Annotated in this window: 25 protein-coding genes; 8 read left to right on the top strand and 17 right to left on the bottom strand. The window is 60.8% G+C overall.

The genetic code is table 11. The features are described 5' to 3' along the window. Nucleotides 1–8: 8 nt before the first annotated feature. Both pgeF and rluD read right to left on the bottom strand, forming a co-directional pair. On the bottom strand, nucleotides 9–734 hold the full coding sequence (gene pgeF / locus BLV67_RS00585) for a peptidoglycan editing factor PgeF (protein WP_069785945.1): 726 nt from the start codon (nucleotides 732–734) through the stop codon (nucleotides 9–11). Continuing rightward, nucleotides 731–1,693, bottom strand: coding sequence for a 23S rRNA pseudouridine(1911/1915/1917) synthase RluD (gene rluD / locus BLV67_RS00580; RefSeq protein WP_017137596.1), 963 nt, complete (start codon nucleotides 1,691–1,693; stop codon nucleotides 731–733). The genes pgeF and rluD overlap by 4 nt, the downstream gene beginning before the upstream one ends. A 149-nt stretch (nucleotides 1,694–1,842) precedes the next feature. Between rluD and BLV67_RS00575 the strand changes: the two genes are divergently transcribed. Next, nucleotides 1,843–2,868 (top strand): outer membrane protein assembly factor BamD, encoded by a 1,026-nt coding sequence (locus BLV67_RS00575; protein WP_017137597.1) that lies wholly within the window; start codon nucleotides 1,843–1,845, stop codon nucleotides 2,866–2,868. 126 nt (nucleotides 2,869–2,994) lie between these two features. After that, the gene (locus BLV67_RS00570) at nucleotides 2,995–3,228 is read left to right on the top strand and encodes a PP0621 family protein (protein ID WP_069785944.1); all 234 of its coding nucleotides are present in this window, start codon (nucleotides 2,995–2,997) and stop codon (nucleotides 3,226–3,228) included. On the opposite strand, the gene thiO is transcribed toward BLV67_RS00570, so the two are convergent. The 5 genes from thiO to pilV all read right to left on the bottom strand — a co-directional run bounded on the left by thiO (nucleotide 3,215) and on the right by pilV (nucleotide 6,523). Next, a complete protein-coding gene (gene thiO, locus BLV67_RS00565) occupies nucleotides 3,215–4,324 on the bottom strand; it encodes a glycine oxidase ThiO (RefSeq protein WP_069786168.1) in 1,110 nt (369 codons plus the stop codon). The two genes, BLV67_RS00570 and thiO, sit on opposite strands and share 14 nt — an antisense overlap. A gap of 62 nt (nucleotides 4,325–4,386) precedes the next feature. Next, nucleotides 4,387–4,788, bottom strand: a complete 402-nt coding sequence (locus tag BLV67_RS00560; RefSeq protein ID WP_069785943.1) for a type IV pilin protein — start codon at nucleotides 4,786–4,788, stop codon at nucleotides 4,387–4,389. Nucleotides 4,789–4,802: 14 nt separating this feature from the next. Continuing rightward, complete coding sequence (locus BLV67_RS00555; RefSeq protein ID WP_069785942.1) at nucleotides 4,803–5,327, bottom strand: pilus assembly PilX family protein; 525 nt, start codon at nucleotides 5,325–5,327, stop codon at nucleotides 4,803–4,805. Between the two features lie 6 nt (nucleotides 5,328–5,333). Next, entirely contained in the window at nucleotides 5,334–6,041 is a 708-nt protein-coding gene (locus BLV67_RS00550) for a PilW family protein (RefSeq protein ID WP_069785941.1), read from the bottom strand. Further along, the gene (gene pilV, locus BLV67_RS00545; RefSeq protein ID WP_065929626.1) at nucleotides 6,038–6,523 is read right to left on the bottom strand and encodes a type IV pilus modification protein PilV; all 486 of its coding nucleotides are present in this window, start codon (nucleotides 6,521–6,523) and stop codon (nucleotides 6,038–6,040) included. The genes BLV67_RS00550 and pilV overlap by 4 nt, the downstream gene beginning before the upstream one ends. A 204-nt stretch (nucleotides 6,524–6,727) precedes the next feature. On the opposite strand from pilV, the gene BLV67_RS00540 reads away from it, so the two are divergent. Beyond that, the gene (locus BLV67_RS00540) at nucleotides 6,728–7,303 is read left to right on the top strand and encodes a GspH/FimT family pseudopilin (RefSeq protein WP_069785940.1); all 576 of its coding nucleotides are present in this window, start codon (nucleotides 6,728–6,730) and stop codon (nucleotides 7,301–7,303) included. Here BLV67_RS00540 and ispH read toward each other — a convergent pair. The 6 genes from ispH to murJ all read right to left on the bottom strand — a co-directional run bounded on the left by ispH (nucleotide 7,257) and on the right by murJ (nucleotide 14,775). After that, on the bottom strand, nucleotides 7,257–8,204 hold the full coding sequence (gene ispH, locus BLV67_RS00535) for a 4-hydroxy-3-methylbut-2-enyl diphosphate reductase (protein ID WP_017137605.1): 948 nt from the start codon (nucleotides 8,202–8,204) through the stop codon (nucleotides 7,257–7,259). The genes BLV67_RS00540 and ispH overlap by 47 nt on opposite strands. A gap of 181 nt (nucleotides 8,205–8,385) precedes the next feature. Continuing rightward, the gene (gene fkpB / locus BLV67_RS00530; RefSeq protein ID WP_010213263.1) at nucleotides 8,386–8,823 is read right to left on the bottom strand and encodes an FKBP-type peptidyl-prolyl cis-trans isomerase; all 438 of its coding nucleotides are present in this window, start codon (nucleotides 8,821–8,823) and stop codon (nucleotides 8,386–8,388) included. A 7-nt stretch (nucleotides 8,824–8,830) separates the two neighbouring features. Continuing rightward, a complete protein-coding gene (gene lspA, locus BLV67_RS00525) occupies nucleotides 8,831–9,340 on the bottom strand; it encodes a signal peptidase II (RefSeq protein WP_056859105.1) in 510 nt (169 codons plus the stop codon). Further along, entirely contained in the window at nucleotides 9,333–12,164 is a 2,832-nt protein-coding gene (gene ileS / locus BLV67_RS00520) for an isoleucine--tRNA ligase (protein ID WP_056859106.1), read from the bottom strand. Before ileS ends, lspA begins: the two co-directional genes overlap by 8 nt. Before the next feature lie 14 nt (nucleotides 12,165–12,178). Continuing rightward, on the bottom strand, nucleotides 12,179–13,117 hold the full coding sequence (ribF, locus tag BLV67_RS00515; RefSeq protein WP_016971190.1) for a bifunctional riboflavin kinase/FAD synthetase: 939 nt from the start codon (nucleotides 13,115–13,117) through the stop codon (nucleotides 12,179–12,181). Nucleotides 13,118–13,236: 119 nt separating this feature from the next. Continuing rightward, nucleotides 13,237–14,775, bottom strand: coding sequence for a murein biosynthesis integral membrane protein MurJ (murJ, locus tag BLV67_RS00510; RefSeq protein ID WP_069785939.1), 1,539 nt, complete (start codon nucleotides 14,773–14,775; stop codon nucleotides 13,237–13,239). Nucleotides 14,776–15,028: 253 nt separating this feature from the next. Here murJ and rpsT point away from each other — a divergent pair, with 253 nt between their 5' ends. Further along, nucleotides 15,029–15,307 carry a 30S ribosomal protein S20 gene (gene rpsT, locus BLV67_RS00500; protein ID WP_003171647.1) on the top strand — a complete coding sequence of 93 codons (279 nt, stop codon included), beginning with the start codon at nucleotides 15,029–15,031 and terminating at the stop codon, nucleotides 15,305–15,307. Nucleotides 15,308–15,597: 290 nt separating this feature from the next. On the opposite strand, the gene BLV67_RS00495 is transcribed toward rpsT, so the two are convergent. Further along, a complete protein-coding gene (locus BLV67_RS00495) occupies nucleotides 15,598–16,083 on the bottom strand; it encodes an FKBP-type peptidyl-prolyl cis-trans isomerase (RefSeq protein WP_027606858.1) in 486 nt (161 codons plus the stop codon). Between BLV67_RS00495 and BLV67_RS00490 the strand changes: the two genes are divergently transcribed. From BLV67_RS00490 to BLV67_RS00480, 3 genes are all read left to right on the top strand, one after another. After that, nucleotides 16,082–16,372: a DUF3565 domain-containing protein gene (locus tag BLV67_RS00490; RefSeq protein ID WP_341865562.1), complete on the top strand. Its 291-nt coding sequence runs from the start codon at nucleotides 16,082–16,084 to the stop codon at nucleotides 16,370–16,372. The genes BLV67_RS00495 and BLV67_RS00490 overlap by 2 nt on opposite strands. Nucleotides 16,373–16,451: 79 nt before the next feature. Next, nucleotides 16,452–18,551 carry a phosphate acetyltransferase gene (gene pta, locus BLV67_RS00485; RefSeq protein WP_065929631.1) on the top strand — a complete coding sequence of 700 codons (2,100 nt, stop codon included), beginning with the start codon at nucleotides 16,452–16,454 and terminating at the stop codon, nucleotides 18,549–18,551. Next, on the top strand, nucleotides 18,552–19,451 hold the full coding sequence (locus BLV67_RS00480; protein ID WP_065929632.1) for an acyltransferase: 900 nt from the start codon (nucleotides 18,552–18,554) through the stop codon (nucleotides 19,449–19,451). Nucleotides 19,452–19,626: 175 nt separating this feature from the next. Here the strand turns inward: BLV67_RS00480 and cysN are convergent, their stop codons facing one another. The 3 genes from cysN to BLV67_RS00465 all read right to left on the bottom strand — a co-directional run bounded on the left by cysN (nucleotide 19,627) and on the right by BLV67_RS00465 (nucleotide 23,373). Beyond that, nucleotides 19,627–21,525 carry a sulfate adenylyltransferase subunit CysN gene (cysN, locus tag BLV67_RS00475; protein ID WP_065929633.1) on the bottom strand — a complete coding sequence of 633 codons (1,899 nt, stop codon included), beginning with the start codon at nucleotides 21,523–21,525 and terminating at the stop codon, nucleotides 19,627–19,629. Nucleotides 21,526–21,534: 9 nt separating this feature from the next. Then, complete coding sequence (cysD, locus tag BLV67_RS00470; RefSeq protein WP_003171640.1) at nucleotides 21,535–22,452, bottom strand: sulfate adenylyltransferase subunit CysD; 918 nt, start codon at nucleotides 22,450–22,452, stop codon at nucleotides 21,535–21,537. A gap of 162 nt (nucleotides 22,453–22,614) precedes the next feature. Beyond that, complete coding sequence (locus tag BLV67_RS00465; protein WP_065929635.1) at nucleotides 22,615–23,373, bottom strand: Nif3-like dinuclear metal center hexameric protein; 759 nt, start codon at nucleotides 23,371–23,373, stop codon at nucleotides 22,615–22,617. A gap of 102 nt (nucleotides 23,374–23,475) precedes the next feature. Here BLV67_RS00465 and algW point away from each other — a divergent pair, with 102 nt between their 5' ends. Continuing rightward, entirely contained in the window at nucleotides 23,476–24,630 is a 1,155-nt protein-coding gene (gene algW, locus BLV67_RS00460; protein ID WP_056859113.1) for a Do family serine endopeptidase AlgW, read from the top strand. Nucleotides 24,631–24,722 lie beyond the last annotated feature (92 nt).

Here is a 24,722-nt window from a genome sequence, read left to right as displayed (position 1 = left end):
AGGAGAGTCTAGCGCTCAAGCCAGATAAGGGAGGCGAACCGACCGGTGCGCGGGCTGCGCCGGTAGGAAAAAAAGCGTGGGTCGGTGACGGTGCATAAACCACCACCATATACAGCAGTCACACCGCGCGCGGCCAGGCGCAGGCGCGCCAGCTGGTAGATATCGGCCAGGTACTTGCCGGGGTTATGGCTGGGTGCAAAGGCCTCGGCCGTGGCTGGCAGTTGCTGCATGAAGGCTTCACGCACTTCGGGCCCGACTTCAAAGGCTTGCGGGCCAATGGCCGGGCCCAGCCAGACAAGTACTTCTTCGGGTTCGGCATTCAAGCTTTCGAAGGCAGCTTCCAATACACCGGCCGCCAGCCCGCGCCAACCGGCATGGGCAGCCGCCACGCGGGTACCGGCGCGGTTGCAGAACAACGCGGGCAGGCAATCGGCGGTCATTGAGGTGCAGGCGACGCCGGGAGTGCTGGTCCAACTGGCATCGGCTTCAGCGATACGCGAAGGGTCAGCCTCCACCACTGTTACCCCATGAACCTGGCGTAACCAGGCAGGCTGGATAGAGAAAGCATCGGTGACGCGGCGGCGGTTCTCAAGGACAGCCTCGAGACTGTCCTCAACATGATCACCCAGATTAAGGCTGTCGAACGGCGCCGGACTGACGCCGCCCGCACGGGTGGTGACGCAAGCTTTGACTCCCGACGGCGCGGGCCAGTCAGGAATCAGCCAGTCATTCACCCGACAAATGCCTCGCGATCCTGCTTGAGCAACGACAACAACCAGACCAGATCGTCCGGTAGAGGCGATTCCCAGCTCATCCGCTTACCGCTCGTCGGATGATCCAGTTCCAGGAAACGTGCATGCAGTGCCTGGCGCGGGAAGGTTTTCAGCGATTCAACCATGGTCTGGCTGGCCGCTGGCGGAATACGGAAGCGACCACCGTAGGCCGGATCTCCGACCAACGGGAAGTTGATGTGCGCCATATGCACGCGAATCTGGTGCGTGCGGCCGGTTTCCAGCTTCACCCGCACATGCGTGTGAGAGCGAAAACGTTCGAGCACACGGTAGTGGCTGACGGCCGGCTTGCCGCCTTCCATCACCGCCATACGCTGGCGCTGCTGGCCGTGGCGGCCGATCGGGGCGTTGATCTTGCCACCCGCCACCACCACGCCGATCACGATGCATTCGTAGATCCGGCTGACACTGCGGGCCTGCAATTGTGTGACCAACTGCGTCTGCGCCTGAATGGTCTTGGCCACCACCATCAAGCCGGTGGTGTCCTTGTCCAGGCGGTGCACGATGCCGCAGCGCGGCACGTTGACGATGTCCGGCACGTGGTGCAACAAGGCATTAAGCAAAGTGCCATCAGCGTGCCCGACCGCCGGGTGAACCACCAGGCCTGCAGGTTTGTTGATGACCAGGATGTCATCATCTTCATAGACGATATCCAGCTCGATGTCTTGGGCGACCCATTCTCCCTGGGCTTCCTGCTCGGCAGTCAGCTCAAGAATCGCACCGCCATGGACTATGTCTCGCGGGCGGATAACCGCTCCATCCACAGTCAGGCGGCCGTCTTTGATCCAGGCGGAAAGGCGCGAGCGCGAGTGCTCAGCGAATAATTGTGCGGCGACTTGATCGAGGCGTTGGCCGCCCAATTCGGACGGCACCTCTGCGCGAAGTTCAATTTTATCGGACATGCTCAGACTAGGCGTGGCACAGCCTTTGGTTTCGGCTGCGCGCTTGTGGTTAAATACGGCGTCTTTTGCCCCGAGGCTTTCAACGGGGCGCTCATCATAACAGGACGGCCCCGCCCAAGACAGCGGCCGTCATAGGGACGCAAGCCGCCATGCAAGTGAAACACCTGCTGCTGATCGCCATCCTCGCCATGACTGCTGCTTGCTCGTCAACAAAGGAAGTCGTCGACGAAAACCTGAGCGAAGTCGAGCTGTATCAATTAGCTCAAAAAGACTTGGACAATAATAGCTACACCAGTGCCACAGCCAAGCTGAAGGCCCTGGAGTCGCGCTATCCGTTCGGGCGCTACGCCGACCAGGCACAGCTTGAGCTGATCTACGCCAACTACAAGAACGCGGAGCCGGAAGCTGCCAAGTCCGCCGCCGAGCGTTTTATCCGGCTGCACCCGCAGCACCCGAACGTGGACTACGCCTACTACATGAAGGGCCTGACCTCGTTCGACCAGGACGTTGGCCTGCTGGCGCGCTTCCTGCCGCTGGACATGACCAAGCGTGACCCTGGTGCTGCCCGCGACTCCTTCAACGAGTTCGCCCAGCTCACCAGCCGCTACCCCAACAGCCGCTACTCGCCGGACGCCAAGCAGCGCATGATCTACCTGCGCAACCTGCTGGCCTCCTACGAGATTCACGTGGCCGACTACTACCTGACCCGTCAGGCGTATGTAGCTGCCGCCAACCGTGGCCGTTATGTAGTTGAGAACTTCCAGGAAACCCCATCCGTGGGTGATGGCCTGGCGGTGATGACCCAGGCTTACCAGGCCTTGCACCTGGATGCATTGGCAACCACCAGCCTGGAAACCCTGAAGCTCAACTACCCGGACTCCCCAAGCCTGAAAGACGGCCAGTTCGTGCCTCGGGTAGCTGAAGCAGACAACCGTTCGTGGTTGAGCAAATACACCCTGGGCCTGATCAGTTCCCGTCCACCGCTGCCGCCGGGCGAAACCCGCGCCAACCAGGACGTGATGAAGCAGTTCCAGGACGCCAAGGAAGCCATTCCTTCGGAGCTCAAGCCGCATGACGCCAATGGCGACGTGATCGAAGAAGAAGCACCGCAGGCCCTGGGCAACAATGAAGACCGTTCGTGGTTCAGCTACATGACCTTCGGCGTGTTTGACTGATTGCACACAGCGTCATCAAGAAGGAGCCTCTCGAGGCTCCTTTTTTGTGGGCGCCTTGTTATTGCACTGTGCGCTTGCCACGCGCTTGGCTAAACTGGCGCATTCCCTGTCGAGAAACTGCCCATCATGCTTCGTCTACTGTTCTGGATTGCCGTCATTGCTGCCGCGGTATGGTTCTGGCGCAAATTCAAAAGCCCGGCGACTAAACAGCAGCGCTCCGCTGAGCCGGGCGCGGCCATGATGGTGCGCTGCGCCCACTGCGGCGTGCACCTGCCGCAGGACCGCGCACTCAGTTCACGGCAGGCGTGGTACTGCACCCAGGCGCACCTGGAACAAGGGCCGAAGTCTATCCAGCGTTGATCCGACCGGCGGGCGCATACGGCGCCGGGTCGATAACAGGGGTACGGCCCAGCAGCAAGTCAGCAAACAGTTGGCAGGATGCCGGCGCGAGTACCAGCCCATTGCGATAATGCCCGCAATTGAGCCAAAGCCCTTTGAAACCGGGTACTTCACCGATGTAAGGGATACCTTCCGGTGAACCGGGGCGCAAACCGGCCCAGTGGCCTACGACCTCGGCATCTGCCAGCGCGGGAATCAATTCCACCGCCGACGCCTTCAGGCTTTCCAGGGCAGAGTCGGTCGGGGTCTTGTCGAACCCTTCGTGCTCCAGCGTGCTGCCGATCAGAATGTGCCCGTCACGCCGTGGGATCGCATAACGCCCCTTGGCCAGCACCATGCTCGACAAAAAATCCGACGCACATTTGTACAAAATCATTTGGCCTTTGACCGGCTCCACCGGCAGCGACAGGCCCAGCTTGCCGAGTATTTCGCCGCTCCAGGCACCCGCCGCCAGCACCACCTGGTCGCCCAGGACTGGCCCCGCCGGGGTGTTCACACCCACGACGTCGCCACCTTCAATCACGAACCCCTCCACTTCGCACTGCTCATGAAGGGTCACGCCCGGTAACGCCAACAGCGCGGCCTTGAGGGATTTGACCAGACGTGGGTTACGTACGTTGGCCACGTCCGCCATGAAGATCGCCTGGGAATACCCACCACCCAGCACCGGCACGGCGTCATGGGCGGCCGACACATCCACCTTGCTCAACGGCCGGCCTTCACGGGCAGCCCAGGCCAACGCCTGGGCTTCATCTTCCAGGTCCAGCCAGTAAAGGCCGGTGGTGTGAACCTCTGGATCAACCCCGGTGGCCGCAAACAGTCGCTGTGCCAACTGCGGGTAAAAATCCTGCGACCAATGGGCCAGTGCGGTGACCGCCGGGCCGTAGCGCCATGGGTACAGCGGCGAAACGATACCGCCACCCGCCCAGGAAGACTCCTGCCCCAGCCTGGAGCGCTCCAGCAGCACCACGGACTGCCCCTCGGTGGCGAGGTTGAACGCGGTCAACAAGCCGATAACACCGCCACCCACAATCACCACTTGCTGTTGCTTAGCCATCATTTGATCCAGCCGATAAAAAGGGAAAAGCGCACCCGGCGCCCATTCATCCAGCACTCTCATCATTGCCCCCAGCACGCAAGGCGCGACATTTCAGGTATCGCGCCCGGATTACTGCGTACGCCGGTGCTGGACAAGCTGAACTCACCGCAAGGGTCATTCGCCATGATGGCGCCCACTGCAGGCGAGGCGACCAGGGTAAATGCCTCGGGGCTCAACGCAGTGCTGATTCTATAGTGATCACTGCCGGCACTGGCGCCGCCTGCATCAATAAAAGTGCCGTGGCGCGTGTAAAAACGCTCGAGGTGCTGCGCCTGCTCAGTCAGCAGTGCAACGATCTGCGCGCGGTAGGCTTTTTTCACCTGCCCGGTATACGCGGGGTAAGCAATCCCGGCCAAAAACGCGATGATGGCGACCGTGCCCAGTAACTCGATCAGGGTAAAACCTTGGCAATCCTTGCCCATTGATATGCTCCTTACTATTGAAGTTGTCGCCATAGGACTCGATGAACGTTCAGGCCTCCCTCTGCCTGTGCATAGACCGCCTCCAGCACCGTGCGCACCTGGCCACTGCTCCCAACTGCGGTCACGCGGTACAACGCGGCCGGTGTTCCGGCAGGCAAACCCGCCAGCGCAAAGCCCACTCCCAGGGATTGCACGCCATATAGCCCGCCTTTCAGGGCAACCCAAGTGACCGCCGAAACAGGGTGTGTGCCTGCCGCCACCACCCGCGCCGATTCCATCGGCGGCGCACAGGTGGTGATTGCCCGACACACCGGCAATGTCGCGCCGGCCCGTCGGATCACCGACTCCCCCAACCGCAGGCCACTTTCGGCGCTTTGGAAGGATTGGTTTCGATGCCAAACGCTGCCGGTAATCTTTTGTTGGGACACCGCCCCTTGCATTGATGCCAGGCCGATCAGTGACAGCATCAGCAGAAACACCAGGCTGATCAGCAAAACCATGCCGGTTTGCCGCGCAAAAACCCCTTGATGATTGAACATGCCGCCCTACCCCAGCCGGTTTCGCAGGGCTGCTACGACGCTGTAGGCCTGGTCTTTCACACGCCCGGCCGGGTCTTGCAGCGTCATCCGCAGGCGCACGCTGCGGATCAGCGATTCATCCGCCGGTCGGGATTCATAGCGCGCTACCTGAGGCGAACCTGGCTTGCCTGCCACGCCGAAACTGATGTCGAAGGCCTGCACGTTGTCCAACAGCACCGACTTGGCCGGCGCCGCAGGGGTACTGACCTTCAGTTGCCCGGTTTCATAGGTGTAGGTGAGTTGGCGCAGCGCAAAGCGGATCTGCCCCGGCATCGGTGGCGGTGAACTCCCCGCGTAGGCCTGGGCCGTGCCGAGGCAGTCAGAGAGCACCGTCCAGTCTGGCGTGCCGCCCTCGCCTGCAACCTCGGCAGTGACCAGCGTCAGCGACCAGGCGCTGCCTGCAGAGTCCCAGCCGAGAGGTCGATAAAAGGCTGGCGGTGCGTTGTCGATAGAGGCTGTCGCCAGGCAGCCGAACATGCCTGTCTGGCGGATATCCTGGATCATCTTGCCCAGCACAAACCGCGCATCATCCTGCAGCACCATGGCGGCCTGTTGGCTGGCGTGAGTCGCGCGAGCGCTTATCGCCACCTGGCTGACACCCAGTACCAGCAGCAACCCGACCGCCAGTGCGAGCAACATCTCCACCAGGCTGAAACCACGCACAGAGCGTCTCATTGGGGCGCCTGCGGTTCGCCGTCAATGCGGCTGGTGAGGGTGAAGGTTTCCCGCGCCCCACGAGTATTCGCCCCACGGGAGTCATCCCAACTGATGCTCACCGTTACCTCGCCACCGCTGATCACCACCGAGCCTTTGGCATCCTCGCCGCCGAAGCCGATGATATTGGCCTCGAAGTCATGCAGGTCCAGGTCCCGCACGCTGGCCGTCGGGGTATTGGCGGGAGCGCTTTGCATGAGTGCCCATGCGTAGTCGGCGCCTGAGTTGGCGCGGATTCGATCGAGCATATCGTAGGCAATGAAACTGGCCTGGCTGGTCATCCTTGCACTGTCGGTGTACTTGAGTGCATTGAGCTGGGTCATTGCGGCGCCCAGCAACCCGATGGCGAGAATCAGCACCGCCACCAACACTTCGATCAAGGTCATACCGGTTTGTTGTCGAGGCAGTGCGCAGGGAAAAAGTCTGTTCGGGCAGGCAAGCATTACCGTCGTCATCCGTGTCGAAGGCCAAAAAAAAGCAGCGCAGCACTGCTGTACGAGCCAAGACTAGTGCCGGTTCTTGCCCCGCGCCGCAATCGGAACAAAGGGAAATACTTTGGACATAAAGGCCATCATCCAGCCCCGCCGCCGGGCGCTATACCTAGGTCTCCAAACCCATTTTTACCCTTGCCCGTGGAGGGACAGACTATGCAACAACGCGGTTTCACCCTGATCGAACTTCTGTTCGGCCTGCTACTGGGTGGCATCCTGGTGACCGTGGCAGTGCCTGCCTTCAAGGGTTTGCTTGCGTCGCAGCAGCAACGCAGCGCGGCACACTCGCTTGCCGAAGGCCTGCGGTTGGCGCGCACTGAGGCAATCACCCGCAATCGCCCAGTGATCATTCAGGCGCTGGAGAACGATTGGAGCCGAGGATGGCAAATCATCGTGGATATAAGCGGGCGCGGTGAGCCGGGTAGCGACAACCGGATACTGCTGGAACGGCAGGGCAATGGGCGCGTGATGATGGCGGGCAATGGGCCTGTCAAGAACCAGGTACGCTTCAGCGGGCTGGGTGAACCGGTGTTTGCGGGGGGTGGCTTCCGTGCCGGTACGGTGCACATCTGCGGCACCGACCCGGTACAGAGCCGCTATCAAGTGGTGCTGGCGCCCAGTGGGCGCATCAGCCTGCGCAGTGAGGCCACCGAGCAGGCGCTGTGCAGCTCCGGCACCGTGGCACTCAGAGCAGTGAGCGAACCCGCAGCTCTTTGGGCATCGAGAACGTGATGTTCTCTTCGCGACCGGCCAATTCATCCGCGCCGGTAGCGCCCCAGGCCTGTAATTGCTGGATCACACCACGCACCAGCACTTCTGGAGCCGAAGCACCTGCGGTGATGCCGATGCGCTCAACGCCATCGAACCAACTGCGCTGCATGTCTTCGGCGCCGTCGATCAGGTAGGCCGGCGTGGCCATGCGTTCCGCCAGTTCGCGCAAGCGGTTGGAGTTGGAGCTGTTAGGGCTGCCCACCACCAGGACCACATCGCACTCGTCGGCCAGCTGCTTGACCGCGTCCTGACGGTTTTGCGTGGCGTAGCAGATGTCGTCCTTGCGTGGGCCGCCAATTGCCGGGAAGCGTGTGCGCAGGGCATCGATCACACGGCTGGTGTCGTCCATCGACAGCGTGGTTTGGGTCACGAAGGCCAGGCGATCCGGGTTTTGAACCTGCAACTCGGCGACATCTTTTTCGTCTTCCACCAGGTAGATAGCGCCGCCATTGCTGGCGTCGTACTGACCCATGGTGCCTTCGACTTCCGGGTGACCGGCGTGACCGATCAGGATGCACTCACGGCCGTCGCGGCTGTAACGCGCGACTTCGATGTGTACCTTGGTGACCAGCGGGCAGGTGGCGTCGAACACCTTTAGGCCACGGCCAGCCGCTTCGGTACGGACAGCCTGGGACACGCCGTGGGCACTGAAGATAACGATAACGTCGTCCGGCACCTGGTCGAGTTCTTCGACAAAGATAGCCCCGCGTGCGCGCAGGTCTTCAACCACGAATTTGTTGTGGACGACTTCATGGCGCACGTAAATCGGCGGCCCGAACACTTCCAGGGCGCGATTGACGATTTCGATCGCCCGGTCCACACCGGCGCAGAAGCCACGGGGGTTGGCGAGTTTGATTTGCATGCTGTGCCTCGTGTCTTGCAGCCACCTTGAGCCAGGTCTGACGCTGACTCAACTGACAATGAAGATCAAAGGTGGGAGCGGGCTTGCTCGCGAATGCGCAGTGTCAGTCACCGAACTATTAGACTGATCCACCGCATTCGCGAGCAAGCCCGCTCCCACATTTTAGACCGCGTACGGCCAATTAGAGCGCTTTAACGTCGATGATTTCAACGTCAAACGTCAAGGTTTTACCGGCCAACGGGTGGTTGAAGTCGATGGTCACTTGCGCGTCATCGAAGGTTTTAACCACGCCGGGCAGCTCGGTGTTCGCCGCATCGTTGAAGATCACCAACAGGCCTTCCGACAGGTCCATGTCCTGGAACTGCGAGCGCGGGATGATCTGCACGTTTTGCGGGTTGGGCTGGCCAAAGGCGTTTTCCGGCAGGATCTGCAGGGTGCGCTTGTCGCCGGCCTTGAAACCGAACAGTGCCGCTTCAAAACCCGGCAGCAGGTTGCCGTCACCGACCTTGAAGGTCGCCGGGGCTTTGTCGAACGTACTGTCGACCGTGTCGCCATTCTCCAGGCGCAATGCGAAATGCAAAGTGACTTCCGTGTTCTGGCCGATGCGTTGCTCAGCCAATACCTGATCAGTCATTGACGGTCTCTCCGGTTTTCTTGCTTTTGAACATATCCAACGCCAGCATGATTGCACCGACGGTGATGGCGCTGTCGGCAAAGTTGAACGCCGGGAAGTACCAGCGGTTCTGCCAATGCACCAGAATAAAGTCGATCACATGGCCCAGGGCAATGCGGTCGTACAGGTTGCCCAGCGCGCCGCCCAGCACCAGGGCCAGGGCGATTGCCAGCCAGGTGTCATCGCGGCCCAGGCGCTTGAGCCAGACCACAAGCACCGCACTGACCACCACAGCGATCAGGGCAAACAGCCAGCGCTGCCAGCCGCCGCTGTCAGCCAGGAAGCTGAAGGCGGCGCCGGTGTTGTAGGCCAGGGTCCAACTGAAGTAGTCAGGAATGACCACGATCTGCTGGAACATCTGCAGGGAGCCTTCGAAGTGAGCCTTGCTGACCTGGTCAATGACCAGGACCAGCACGCTCAGCACGAGCCAACCCAGACGTCCGAAACGGCTGGTTTTAGGCATAGTGGCGAACCTCGCCAGCACCGCTGATGTTGTCCACGCAACGGCCGCAGATTTCCGGATGCTCCGGGTTCACGCCGACGTCTTCACGGCAGTGCCAGCAACGGGCGCACTTGGGGAAGGCCGACTTGACCACTTTGAGCTTGAGGCCCGGTACTTCGGTGGCCACTGCGTCCGCAGGGGCCTGGGCAAACGGTGCCAGGCTTGCAGTCGAGGTGATCAGCACGAAGCGCAGTTCGTTGCTCAGCTTGGCCAGGTCGGCGGTCAGGCCTTCCTCGGCAAACAGGGTGACTTCGGCTTGCAGGTTGCCACCGACGGCCTTGGCCGCGCGCTGAACTTCCAGCTCCTTGTTCACCGCAACCTTGACGGCCATTACGCCTTCCCAATACTCGCGGCCCAGTTCGAAGTTGGCCGGCAATTCGGTCAGGCCTTCGTACCAGGTGTTGAGCATCACCGACTCGTTACGCTCGCCCGGCAGGTATTCCCACAGTTCGTCGGCGGTGAAGGCCAGGATCGGCGCGATCCAGCGCACCAGCGCTTCAGAGATGTGGTACAGCGCGGTCTGCGCCGAGCGGCGCGCCTTGCTGTTGGCGCCGGTGGTGTACTGGCGGTCCTTGATGATATCGAGATAGAAACCACCCAGCTCCTGCACGCAGAAGTTGTGGATCTTGGAGTACACGTTCCAGAAGCGGTATTCACCGTAGTGTTCCTGCAACTCGCGCTGCAGCAACAGGGTACGGTCCACGGCCCAACGGTCCAGGGCGAGCATGTCCTCGGCCGGCAGGATGTCGGTGGCCGGGTTGAAACCGGTCAGGTTCGACAGCAGGAAGCGTGCGGTATTACGGATACGGCGGTAAGCATCGGCGCTGCGGGCCAGGATCTGGTCCGACACGGCGATTTCGCCCGAGTAATCGGTCGACGCGACCCACAGACGCATGATGTCGGCGCCCAGGGTGTCGTTGATCTTTTTCGGCTCGATCACGTTTTTCAGCGACTTGGACATCTTGCGGCCCGTCTCGTCGACGGTGAAGCCGTGGGTCAGCAGTTCGCGGTACGGCGCGTGGTTGTCGATGGCGCAGCCGGTCAACAGCGACGAGTGGAACCAGCCACGGTGTTGGTCCGAGCCTTCCAGATACAGGTCGGCACGCGGGCCGGTGGCGTGGCCCATCGGGTGCGAACCGCGCAGCACGTGCCAGTGGGTGGTGCCGGAGTCGAACCACACGTCGAGGGTGTCGCTGATCTTGTCGTACAGCGGCGCTTCGTCGCCCAACAGCTCGGCAGCGTCCAGCTTGAACCAGGCTTCGATGCCTTCCTGTTCAACGCGCAGCGCCACTGCTTCCATCAGCTCGACGGTGCGTGGGTGCAGCTCGCCGCTTTCCTTGTTCAGGAAGAACGGGATCGGCACGCCCCAGTTACGCTGGCGGGAGATGCACCAGTCCGGGCGGTTGGCAATCATCGAGTGCAGGCGCGCCTGGCCCCAGGCCGGGACGAACTTGGTCTCTTCGATGGCTTTGAGCGAGCGCACACGCAGGGTGTCGCCGCTGGTCGGCTCTTTGTCCATGCCGATAAACCACTGCGCGGTGGCGCGGTAGATCAGCGGGGTTTTGTGACGCCAGCAGTGCATGTAGCTGTGCTTGATGGTGTCGGATTTCACCAACGCACCGACTTCGCTCAGCTTGTCGATGATCGCCTGGTCGGCCTTGAAAATGAACTGGCCGCCGAAGAACTCCAGCGACGGCACGTACACGCCATTGCTCTGCACCGGGTTGATGATGTCGTCATTCACCATGCCGTACTTCTTGCAGATGACGAAGTCATCCACGCCATAAGCCGGCGAGCAGTGAACAATGCCAGTACCCGAACCCAATTCCACGTAGTCAGCCAGGTACACCGGCGACAGACGGTCGTAGAACGGGTGACGGAAGTTGATCAGTTCCAGCGCGGTGCCGGTGGTGGTGGCGATGACCGAACCTTGCAGTTCGTAGCGTGCCAGGCAGGCTTCGACCATTTCTTCAGCCAGCACCAGCAGGCGATCACCGACGTCCACCAGGGCGTAGGTGAATTCCGGGTGCACGTTCAGCGCCTGGTTGGCCGGAATGGTCCACGGGGTAGTGGTCCAGATCACGATGGCTGCAGGTTTTGGCAGGCTCGACAGGCCAAACGCTTGGGCCAGCTTGGCGTCGTCGGCGATCGGGAAGGCCACGTCGATGGTCGAGGACTTCTTGTCTTCGTACTCGACTTCCGCTTCTGCCAGGGCCGAACCGCAGTCGAAGCACCAGTTCACGGGTTTGAGGCCCTTGAACACGAAACCGCCTTTGACGATTTCGGCCAAGGCGCGGATTTCACCGGCCTCGTTCTTGAAGTTCATGGTCTTGTACGGGTTGTCCCACTCGCCGAGGACGCCCAGACGAATGAATTCGGACTTCTGCCCTTCGATCTGCTCGGTGGCATAGGCACGGCACAGTTCGCGGGTTTTATCCGCGCCCAGGTTCTTGCCGTAGGTCACTTCGACTTTGTGCTCGATCGGCAGGCCGTGGCAGTCCCAGCCCGGAACATAAGGCGCGTCGAAACCCGACAGGGTTTTCGAACGCAGGATCATGTCCTTGAGAATTTTGTTCAGCGCATGACCGATGTGGATAGTGCCGTTGGCATAAGGAGGGCCGTCGTGCAGGACGAACTTCGGACGATCCTTGCCAATTTCGCGCAACTTTCCGTACAGGCCAATACTGTCCCAGCGCTGCAGGATCTGCGGTTCGCGCTGTGGCAGGCCGGCCTTCATTGGGAAGGCGGTGTCCGGAAGGTTTAGCGTGGCTTTATAGTCGGTCATTTAAGGCTCTTCGGTTAGCGATGGGCGCTAGGTGCGGCTAGTGCACGGGCGGCGGCGACATCCGCATTGATCGCCGTTTTCAACGCCTCAAGGGAGGCGAAACGCTGCTCTTCACGCAGCTTCTGGTGGAAAACCACCGTTAAACGCCGGTCATACAAATCACCGGCAAAATCCAAAAGGTGAACTTCCAGGTGGGCCTTGCCATCACCTGCAACCGTGGGCCTGACGCCTATGTTGGCGACTCCCGGCCACGATTGGCCGTCGATGTCGACACTCACCAGGTAAACCCCGGTGAGCGGCACACGACGACGTTTGAGCTGCACGTTGGCGGTTGGCGTGCCCAGTTGGCGCGCCAGCTTCTGGCCGTGCAATACCCGCCCGGCAATGCGGAACGGGCGACCGAGCAAACGCTCGGCCAAGGCGAAGTCGGCTGCCGCCAGGGCGTTACGCACCTGGGTACTGCTCACGCGCAGGCCGTCCAGTTCGACGGTTTGCGCGGCTTCGACGGTAAAACCTTGATTCACACCGGCGTGTTGCAGGAAGTCGAAATCGCCGACGCGGTCGCAGCCGAAACGGAAGTCGTCGCCGACCTCCAGGTGCTGCACGCCCAGGCCATCGACCAGAATGCGGTCGACGAACTCGGCGGCGCTGAGGCTCTGCAAGCGCTGGTTGAAAGCCAGGCACAGCACACGGTCAACGCCCTCTTCAGCCAGCAGTTGCAGCTTGTCGCGCAGGCGGGCCAAGCGGGCCGGCGCCGTCTCGGGAGTAAAGTATTCCCGCGGCTGTGGCTCAAAAATCACCACGCAGCTGGGCACGCCCAACTCGACCGCACGTTCACGCAGCCGACCCAGGATAGCCTGGTGGCCACGGTGAACACCGTCAAAGTTGCCAATAGTGGCGACGCAGCCCCGATGCTCGGGGCGCAGGTTGTGGAGACCTCGAACCAGCTGCATAACGCGCTTCTTGCTCATAAAGTGGTCGATTATAACCACACCCAGCCCCGGACGACAGGCAACAGCGCAGGCCAAATGGATCGAATCGATAAAACAACCGTTTTATCACGGCAAAGTCTCTAGCCAAGCGACTTTCGATTGAAATCACGCAGACGGAAGCCTTGCAGCAGCAACATCCCGAAGTACACCACCACACCCGCAACAACCAGAACACCCAGGCGCATGAAGCGTTCAAGCATATGGCCTTGATCCCAGGCGGGCATGAAGCGCATCAGGCCCAACAACACCGCCGACATCATCGCCACCGCCACCAGCAGCTTGAGAGCAAACAGGCCCCAGCCCGGCTGCGGCTGATACATCTGCTGCTTGCGCAGTTGATAAAACAGCAGCCCTGCGTTGATGCAGGCACCCGCGCTGATGGCCAGGGCCAGGCCGGCATGGGCCAACGGGCCGATAAACACCAGGTTGAGCAGTTGCGTGACGATCAAGGTGAAGATTGCGATCTTGACCGGCGTGCGGATGTTTTGCTGGGCGTAGAAGCCCGGCGCCAGCACTTTGATCACGATAATGCCGAGCAGGCCGACGGAGTAGGCGACCAGCGCGCGCTGGGTCATTGATGCGTCAAACGCGCTGAACTGGCCGTATTGGAACAACGACACGGTCAACGGCTCAGCCAGAATGCCCAGGGCCAGGGAACACGGCAACACCAGCATAAAGCACAGGCGCAGGCCCCAGTCGAGGATGCGCGAGTACTCCTGGCGGTCCTTGCTGGCATAGGTGCGCGACAGCGTCGGCAGCAAGATTGTGCCCAAGGCCACACCCAGTACGCCGGACGGCAACTCCATCAAGCGATCGGCGTAGTACATCCAGGAGACCGAACCGGACACCAGCAAGGATGCGAACGCGGTGTTGATGATCAGGGAAATCTGGCTCACCGACACACCCAGGATCGCCGGCAACATATTGCGCATCACGCGCCATACGCCGGTGTCCTTGAGGTTCAGGCGCGGCAGCACCAGCATGCCGATTTTTTTCAGGTGCGGCAGTTGGTACAGCAGCTGCGCCAGGCCGCCGGCCAGCACCGCCCAGCCCAGGGCCATGACCGGTGGATCGAAGTACGGCGTCAGGAACAGCGCAAAAATAATCATGCTGACGTTCAGCAATGTCGGCACGAAGGCCGGTACCGAGAAACGGTTCCAGGTATTGAGGATCGCCCCGGCCAGGGATGACAGCGAGATCAGCAATATATAAGGAAAGGTCACGCGCAGCAGGTCAGTGGTCAGCGCGAATTTTTCCGGGGTATTGGCAAAACCCGGCGCCGTGGCCCAGATCACCCAGGGCGCGCCGAGCATGCCGACGAGGGTTACCAGCATCAGTACCAGGGTCAGCAGGCCCGAGACATAGGCAATAAAGGTACGGGTCGCTTCTTCGCCCTGCTGGGTTTTGTATTCGGCCAGGATCGGCACGAACGCCTGGGAAAATGCGCCCTCGGCGAAGATCCGCCGCAGCAGGTTGGGCAGTTTAAAGGCAATAAAGAAGGCATCCGTGGCCATGCTGGCGCCGAAAATGCGTGCCAGCAGGGTGTCACGCACAAACCCCAAAACCCGGGAGATCATTGTGATAGAGCTGACGGCAGCCAACGATTTGAGCAGATTCATTGAAAGAGTTTGCGCCTTTAGATAAAGAGCAGGCGAACAAAGCGCCCACTTATGCGATACTGCGCGCCTGCAACAGCACAGAGCCAAAGCTCGCGAGTTTACAGGTCAAGCGCCGGAAATAAATCACCCGCCTCTTCAGATCGACCACTCAGCAGTTCGCATCAGCCGCCCTTGACAACCCATCAAGTCATCGGCATGATTCGCGGCCTATTTTGTTTGCTATTTCCTAAAAAGTCTTTCGAGGAGCTCGACGGTGGCCAACACACCTTCCGCCAAAAAACGTGCAAAACAGGCTGAGAAGCGTCGCAGCCACAACGCCAGCCTGCGTTCCATGGTTCGTACCTACATCAAGAATGTAGTTAAAGCCATCGACACCAAAGACGCTGAAAAAGCTCAAGCTGCTTACGTTCTGGCTGTGCCTGTTATCGACCGTATGGCCGATAAAGGCATCATCCACAAGAACAAAGCCGCTCGTCATAAGAGCCGCCTGAATGGCCACATCAAGGCTCTGAACGTCGCTGCAGCAGCCTAAGTGGTAACAACTGCCACGTAACTCAGGTTGCGTAACAGTTAAGAAATGCCCCGTACCGAAAGGTCCGGGGCATTTTTGTTTGTGCTCAATAACGAGGGGTGCACACTGATCAACATGTGGGAGCGGGCTTGCCCGCGATCGCGCTGGGTCAGTGGTGAACAGGGTGGCTGACACGCCCTCATCGCGGGCAAGCCCGCTCCCACACCTGAACTGCGGTGTATTTTCAGGCGCAAAAAAAAAACGCCCCGAACCAGTCGGGGCGTTTTTGCTACCTATTGATCAAACCACAATCAATGGTGGTGACCGCCTTCACCGTGGACGTGGCCGTGGGCCACTTCTTCCTGGGATGCGTCGCGGATGGCAACGATCTTCACTTGGAAGTTCAGGCGCTGGCCAGCCAGAGGGTGGTTGCCGTCGACAGTCACGTCGTCGCCGTCCAGATCACGGATGGTGACGATCTGCATCTGGCCGTCCGGGGCGGATGCGTGGAACTGCATGCCCACTTCCAGCTCATCAACACCTTCGAACATGCTGCGGCTCAGGGTGCTGACCAGTTCGGCGGAGTATTCGCCGTAGGCATCTTCAGGTTCTACGGCGACAGTCAGTTCGTCACCGACGCTTTTGCCTTCCAGAGCCTTCTCCAGGCCCGGGATGATGTTACCTGCGCCTTGCAGGTAGACCAGCGGCGCGCCGCCGGCGGAGCTGTCGATGACCTCACCAGCGTCGTTGGTCAGGGTATAGTCGATGGAGACAGCCTTGTTAGCGGCGATCGTCATGGGGCGAGACCTTTTGCATAAGAATGAAGAACGGACAAGTCTAAACAAGGATTTGCCCGAAAGCGAACAGAACCCGGACAGACGGAGCCGATCAACGGCATCCTTCATCCTCGGCTTCCACCAGGACGGCGACGGCCACTGGGTGGCCGAGCTGTCCTGCGGCCACACCCAGCACCTGCGCCACCAGCCGCCATGGCAGTCGCGCGCCTGGGTACTGGATGCTGCGCAACGCCTTGAAAAAATAGGCCAACCCTTTACGTGCGGCTGGTGTGCGCAAGCGCCTGAATAACGATAACCTTGGTGCCTGATTCCCGGTAGGCGCTCAGCCATAGAGCGCCACCGAAGCCATGCACCTCCAGAGAATTCGCATGCAGACTTTTTTTATCGCGCCCACCGATTTTGGTGTGGGTCTGACCTCCATCAGCCTTGGGCTGGTGCGTACCCTTGAGCGGGCCGGGCTGAAAGTCGGCTTCTTCAAACCGATTGCCCAGCCACATCCGGGCGACACCGGCCCCGAGCGCTCCACCGAACTGGTGGCGCGCACCCACGGCCTGAAGCCACCACACCCCTTGGGCCTGGCCCATGTGGAGCGCATGCTCGGCGACGGCCAGCTCGACGAGTTGCTCGAAGAAATCATCACCCTGTACCAGCAGGCCGCCGTAGGCAAGGACGTGCTGATCGTCGAAGGCATGGTGCCGACCCGCAGCGCCAGCTATGCGGCGCGGGTCAACCTGCACCTGGCCAAGAGCCTGGACGCCGAAGTGATCCTGGTGTCGGCGCCGGAGAACGAAGTGCTCACCGAGCTCTCGGGCCGTGTGGAATTGCAGGCCCAACTGTTCGGCGGCCCCAAAGACCCGAAAGTGCTGGGCGTGATCCTCAACAAAGTGCGCACCGACGAAAGCATGGAAGCCTTCTCGGCGCGCCTCAAGGAGCACTCGCCCCTGCTGCGCAGCGGCGATTTCCGCCTGCTCGGCTGCATCCCTTACCAGCCCGAACTCAACGCCCCGCGCACCCGCGACGTGGCCGACCTGATGGGCGCGCAGATCCTCAACGCCGGCGACTACGAAACCCGGCGCATGACCAAGATCATCATTTGCGCGCGCACCATGCGTAATACCGTGGAGCTGCTCAAGCCGGGCGTGCTGGTGGTAACGCCGGGCGACCGTGACGACATCATCCTCGCCGTCAGCCTGGCCGCAATCAACGGCGTGCCCCTGGCCGGTTTGTTGCTGACCAGCGACACCCTGCCCGACCCGCGCATCATGGATTTGTGCCGTGGCGCCTTCCAGGCCGGGCTGCCGGTGTTGTCGGTAAGTACCGGTTCCTACGACACGGCGAACCAGCTCAATAGCCTGAACAAGGAAATCCCGATCGATGACCGCGAGCGTGCGGAGATCATCACCGATTTCGTCGCCAGCCACCTCGATGCGCGCTGGCTGCACCAACGCTGCGGCACGCCACGGGAAATGCGCCTGTCGCCGGCGGTGTTTCGCTATCAGTTGATCCAGCGCGCCCAGGCCGCCAACAAGCGCATCGTGTTGCCCGAAGGCAGCGAGCCGTTGACCGTGCAGGCCGCCGCTATCTGCCAGGCCCGGGGCATTGCGCGCTGCGTGCTACTGGCCAAACCTGCCGATGTGGAAGCCGTCGCCCGCGCCCACGGCATCGAACTGCCCGAAGGCCTGGAGATTCTCGACCCGGACCTGATTCGCCAACGCTACGTCGAGCCAATGGTCGCGCTGCGCAAGAGCAAGAGCCTCAACGCGCCGATGGCCGAGCAACAATTGGAAGACACGGTGGTGATCGCCACCATGATGCTCGCACTGGACGAAGTGGACGGCCTGGTCTCCGGGGTGATCCACTCCACCGCCAACACTATCCGCCCTGCCCTGCAGCTGATCAAAACGGCGCCGGGCTGCACCTTGGTGTCGTCGGTGTTCTTCATGCTGTTCCCCGAGCAGGTGCTGGTATACGGCGACTGCGTGATGAATCCGCACCCCAGCGCCGTGGAGCTGGCGGAAATCGCCCTGCAAAGTGCCGACTCCGCCGCCGCGTTCGGCATTACGCCACGGGTGGCGATGATCAGCTATTCCAGCGGTGATTCGGCCAGCGGCGAAGAAGTCGAAAAAGTCCGCGAAGCCACCCTGCTCGCCCACGAACAGCAAAGCTCGCTGCTGATCGACGGCCCATTGCAGTACGATGCCGCCGCCAATGAAACCGTGGCAAGGCAGTTGGCGCCCAACAGCCAGGTCGCCGGCAAGGCCACGGTGTTTGTGTTCCCGGACCTGAACACCGGCAACACCACGCACAAGGCCGTGCAACGCAGCGCCGATTGCGTGAGCCTGGGGCCAATGCTGCAAGGCCTGCGCAAACCAGTGAACGACCTGCCGCGCGGCGCACAAGTGGACGACATCGTGTACACCATCGCCCTGACGGCGATCCAAGCCGCCAACCGACCTATGGATATCTAAATGCTGGATTTTCTACCTGCCGCCGTGCGCGGGGTCATCGCGTCCTTGTTGTTGGCGCTGAACACGATCCTCCTGTGTTCGTTCCTGTTTATCGTCGCGCTGTTCAAGGCGCTGCCATTTGCCAAACGCTTCAGCGAATGGCTGATGAACCACACTCATGAAGCCTGGGTGACGAATAACAAGGGCTGGATGAACCTGGTGCGGCGCACGCGCTGGCACCTGAAGGGCCTTGAAGGCCTGGACTACCAGCACTCGTATCTGGTGACCAGCAACCACCAGAGCTGGGTCGACATCATGGTGCTGCAATACGTACTCAACCGGCGCATTCGCCCGCTGAAGTTCTTCCTCAAACAAGAACTGATCTGGGTGCCGGTGATCGGCCTGGCCTGGTGGGCGCTGGGCTTCCCGTTCATGAAGCGCTACACCAAGGCGTACCTGGAGAAGCACCCGGAGAAGAAAGGCAAGGACCTGGAAACCACGCGCAAGACCTGTGCGAAGTTTCGCGACAACCCTGTGGGTATTTTCAACTTTGCCGAGGGCACGCGGTTTACGCCAGGCAAGCATGCACAACAGAAATCGCCGTTCCGTTACCTGCTCAAGCCCAAGGCCGGTGGCATTGCGTTTGTGCTGGATGCCATGGGCGAGCAGCTCAAGTCATTGGTGAACGTGACCATCCACTACCCGGCCGGACGCCCAGGGTATTGGGATTTGTTGTGCGGGAATGTGAAGGACGTGGTGGTGCACTTTGAAGAAGTGCAGATTCCGGCCGGGTTTATCGGCAAGAATTATGAGCAGGATGGGGAGTATCGGTTGGCGTTCCAGGGGTGGATTAACCAGCTGTGGGAAGACAAAGACCAACTGCTGGCCAAACTGCACACAGACTTCCCGGATAACAAGTGATCAAAATGTGGAAGCGGGCTTGCTCGCGAATACGGTGGTTCAGCCACACATGTATTGACTGACACTCCGCTTTCGCGAGCAAGCCCGCTCGCACATTTGACCGAGTAGTTTCAAGAGTCCATGAAAAAGCCCGCCACCGAATCATCGGTAGCGGGCTTTTTTGCGGCGGCGAGGTTTAGATCGCGCCGCGCTGACGCAACAGCTCCAGCACTTGCTTGACGCTGTCTTCCAGCGACGTGGCCTGGGTGTCGATCACCAAGTCGGCATTCAACGGCACGTCGTACGGGAAAGACTCGCCAGGGATGTTATCCCCACCCGCTGCGTACAGGCCCTGCGGATCACGTTCGGCGCACACCAGCGGCGAGGCTTGCACGTAAACGGTGAGCAAGCGGTCGCTGCCGATCAACGACTTGGCCTGTTCACGGCCTTCGGCATCCGGCGCCACAAACGCGGCCAGGGTCAACAGCCCCGCTTCGTTGAACTGACGCGCCACGTGAGCAGCACGGCGCCAGTTTTCAGTACGCCCGGCGCGGTCCTGCGGCAAGCCCTTGTTCAGGTCGTGGCGCAGGTTCTGGCCATCCAGTACGAACACCGCACGGCCCATGTCGAACAGCTTGCGCTCAACTGCATAGGCCAAGGTGCTTTTGCCGGCGCCGGACAGGCCGCTGAACAACACGGTGGCCGGTTGCTGGCCGAAGCGCAGGGCGCGTTCTTCGGTGGCTACATGGGCGAGGTTGCCGTGTTGCGCAGTGCCACCATGGCCCACCGGCGGCGCGATGATCATGCCCGCAGCCACGGTGCCGTTGGTCAAACGGTCGATGACGATAAACGCACCGGTGGTGCGGTTGCTGTCATAGCCATCCAACGCAATGGCGGCGTCGAGGCTGACCTTGACCCGGCCAATCTCGTTCAGTTGCAGCGAACTTGCCGGGCCTTCGGCCAGGGTGTTCACGTCCACGCGGTGCACGATGCTGGTGATCGAACCCGGCACGTAGCTGGTGGCGCGCTTGATGTCGTATTTCTTGCCCGGCAGCATCGGCTCTTCGGCCATCCACACCAGCATGGCGTCGAAAGCGTCGGTGACTTGCGGCACGTTGTCGGCATGCACCAGCAGGTCGCCACGGGAGATGTCGATCTCGTCTTCCATGGTCAGGGTCACGGCCTGGCCTGGGCCTGCGTGTTCCAGCTCACCTTCGAAGGTGACGATGGATTTGACGCGGCTGCTCTTGCCCGACGGCAACACCACCACTTCATCGCCCTTGTGCACGATGCCGCTGGCCAGGGTGCCGGCGAAACCACGGAAGTTCAGGTTAGGACGGTTGACGTACTGCACCGGGAAACGCAGGTCGGTGTAGTTGCGGTCGTTGGCGATCTCGACGGTTTCGAGAATCTCCATCAGCGACTGGCCGGTGTACCAGGGCGAACGCTCGCTCTTGTTCACCACGTTGTCGCCCTTGAGCGCCGACATCGGCACGAACGCCATGGTGCTCGGTTTGAACGCAATGCCTTCGGCGAACTTCAGGTAATCGGCCTTGATCGACTCGAATACGCTTTGGTCGAAGCCATTGATGTCCATCTTGTTGACGGCAATCACGATGTGCTTGATGCCCAGCAACGAGGCGATATAGCTGTGGCGGCGGGTCTGGGTCTGCACGCCGTAGCGGGCGTCGATCAGAATGATCGCCAGGTCACAGGTGGACGCACCGGTGGCCATGTTGCGGGTGTACTGCTCATGGCCGGGGGTGTCGGCGATGATGAATTTGCGCTTGGCGGTGGAGAAGTAGCGGTAGGCAACATCGATGGTGATGCCCTGCTCACGCTCGGCCTGCAGGCCGTCGACCAGCAAGGCCAGGTCGATATCATCGCCGGTGGTGCCGGATTTTTTCGAATCACGGGTAATGGCTTCCAGGTGATCTTCGTAGATCATCTTGGAGTCGTGCAGCAGGCGCCCGATCAGGGTGCTCTTGCCGTCGTCGACGTTGCCGCAGGTCAGGAAGCGCAACATCTCTTTGCGCTCGTGCTGGCCCAGGTAGGCGAGGATGTCCTCGCTGATCAAATCAGATACGTGCGACATGACAGCCCCTTAGAAATAGCCTTGACGTTTTTTATCTTCCATGGAGCCTGCGCCATCGTGGTCGATGACCCGGCCCTGGCGCTCGGAAGTTCGCGTCAGGAGCATTTCCTGAATGATGTCCGTCAGCGTCTCGGCTTCGGACTCCACCGCGCCCGTCAACGGGTAGCAGCCAAGGGTACGGAAACGTACTTTCTTTTTGACGATTCGGGCTTTGTCTTCGTCGGACAAGTGCTCGAGGATGCGGTCGTCGTCGATCATGATCAACGTGCCGTTCTTCTCGATCACATCGCGTTCGGCGGCGAAGTACAGCGGCACAATCGGGATGCCTTCAAGGTAGATGTACTGCCAGATGTCCAGCTCGGTCCAGTTGGACAGCGGGAACACACGGATCGACTCACCCTTGTTGACGTTGCCGTTGTAGACGTTCCACAGCTCCGGGCGCTGGTTCTTCGGGTCCCAGCGGTGTTTGCTGTCGCGGAACGAGTACACGCGCTCTTTGGCGCGGGATTTCTCTTCATCGCGACGGGCACCACCGAAGGCTGCGTCGAAACCATGCTTGTCCAAGGCCTGCTTGAGGCCTTCGGTCTTCATGATGTCGGTGTGCTTGGCGCTGCCGTGGGTGAACGGGTTGATGTTCTGCGCCACGCCATCGGGGTTGATGTGGGTGATCAGGTCCAGGCCCAGCTCTTCGACCATTTTGTCGCGGAACTTGTACATCTCCTGGAATTTCCAGCGGGTGTCGACGTGCATCACCGGGAACGGCAATTTGCCCGGGAAGAAGGCCTTGCGCGCCAGATGCAGCATCACGGCGGAGTCTTTACCGATCGAGTAGAGCATCACCGGGTTGTCGAACTCGGCGGCGACCTCGCGGATGATGTGGATGCTTTCCGCCTCCAGCTGTTTCAGATGCGTCAGTTTGTCGACCATGGTTACTCACGGAAAAACGATCTTATGGACGGCCAGCGGGCCGTGTTCGAGCGGGGCATGCTAGCACAGCACCTTCTTCTATTCAGGGAGCCAGCTAGATCGAAACGGTATATGAATATGCCCCACAGTTTGGGGTGGAACTGGTTCAAGCCAGCTCCCACATTAGATTGGGTTCGGGCAATCGATGAACAGATGCTCCAGCGCGAAACGCCGTGCCAGATAGTCACCCAACGCCTGCACGCCATACCGCTCGGTGGCGTGGTGCCCGGCAGCAATGAAGCTGATGTCGTTTTCCCGCGCGCTGTGGAAGGTTTGCTCGGACGCTTCGCCACTCAAGTACAGGTCGACGCCGGCGGCAATCGCATCGTCGATGTAACCTTGCCCGCCGCCGGTGCACCAACCCACCCGGCGGATCATCTCGCTGCCTTCGATCAACAGCGGCTCGCGCCCCATCACGTCCTGCACGCGGCGGGCGAAATCACGCGGCGACAAGGGTTCGGCGAGGGAGCCGACCAGGCCGACGATCTTCGGGTTGTTCGGGTCCAGCGGGCCTTCGACGGTGATGTCCAACTGACGGGCGAGTTGCACGTTGTTGCCCACATCCGGGTGCAGGTCCAGCGGCAGGTGGTAGGCCAGCAGGCTGATGTCGTGATTGAGCAGGGTTTTCAGGCGCCGCTGCTTCATGCCGGTGATGCAGGGGTTTTCGCCCTTCCAGAAATAACCGTGGTGCACCAGCACCAGGTCGGCCTGGGCTTCAACCGCTGCATCCAGCAACGCCTGGCTGGCCGTGACGCCGCTGACGATGCGCATCACCTGCGGGCGCCCCTCGACCTGCAGGCCATTGGGGCAATAATCGGCAATTTTTGCGCTGCCAAGGTAGCGGTCAGCTTCCTCGACCAGGGTGCTAAGGGGGACAGCCATAAAAGACTCCTAAATATCCCGTTCCGAGGCGCTCGCAGCCTCGTATAATGCGCGACATTATGGGCGCTCTCCCGCCCCCTGCAACCTGTCAGGACTTACTTGATGCTCAAGGCACTGCGTTTTTTTGGATGGCCATTGTTGGCTGGCGTGCTGATCGCGATGCTGATTATTCAGCGTTATCCCCAATGGGTGGGCTTACCCAGCCTTGATGTGAACCTGCAACAGGCCCCGCAAACCAGCTCCGTGGTGCAAGGCCCGGTCACCTACGCAGACGCCGTGGTCATCGCCGCGCCCGCCGTGGTCAACCTGTACACCACCAAAGTCATCAACAAACCGGCGCACCCGCTGTTTGAAGACCCGCAATTTCGCCGCTATTTCGGCGACAACGGCCCCAAGCAACGCCGCATGGAGTCGAGCCTGGGTTCGGGTGTGATCATGAGCCCGGAAGGCTACATCCTCACCAACAACCACGTGACCACGGGCGCCGACCAGATTGTCGTGGCCCTGCGCGACGGCCGTGAAACCCTGGCCCGTGTGGTCGGCAGTGACCCGGAAACCGACCTCGCCGTACTCAAGATCGATTTGAAAAGCCTGCCCTCCATCACCATCGGCCGCTCCGAAGGGCTGCGCGTGGGCGACGTGGCACTGGCCATCGGCAACCCTTTCGGGGTTGGCCAGACCGTGACCATGGGCATTATCAGCGCCACCGGGCGCAACCAGTTGGGGCTTAACAGCTACGAAGACTTTATCCAGACCGACGCGGCCATCAACCCCGGCAACTCAGGCGGCGCGCTGGTGGATGCCAATGGCAACCTGACCGGCATCAACACCGCGATCTTCTCCAAGTCCGGCGGCTCCCAGGGTATCGGCTTTGCGATCCCGGTGAAGCTGGCGATGGAGGTGATGAAGGCGATCATTGAACACGGTCAGGTGATTCGCGGCTGGATGGGCATTGAAGTACAGCCGTTGACCAAGGAACTGGCCGAGTCGTTCGGCCTGACCGGTCGCCCAGGCATCGTGGTCGCCGGGATTTTCCGCGATGGCCCGGCGCAAAAAGCCGGCCTGCAGTTGGGCGATGTGATCCTGAGCATCGACGGCGAACCTGCCGGTGATGGCCGCAAATCGATGAACCAGGTGGCGCGGATCAAGCCGACCGACAAGGTGGTCATCCAGGTGATGCGCAACGGCAAAGAGCTCAAGCTGGTGGCGGAAATCGGCCTGCGGCCACCGCCGGCGCCGGTCAAAGAAGAGGAATAACGGCTGTGGGAGCCCGTGCGCGAGCTCCTGTAACCTAATGTTTCGAAAGAAATCCATTCTCATTAGTCATGTTATATTGTTTCAATATCGCT

Source organism: Pseudomonas salomonii, from assembly GCF_900107155.1.
Lineage (GTDB): Bacteria > Pseudomonadota > Gammaproteobacteria > Pseudomonadales > Pseudomonadaceae > Aquipseudomonas > Aquipseudomonas salomonii.
The sequence above is the reverse complement of the archived record's forward strand: the minus strand, read 5'-3'. Positions and strand labels throughout refer to the sequence as shown.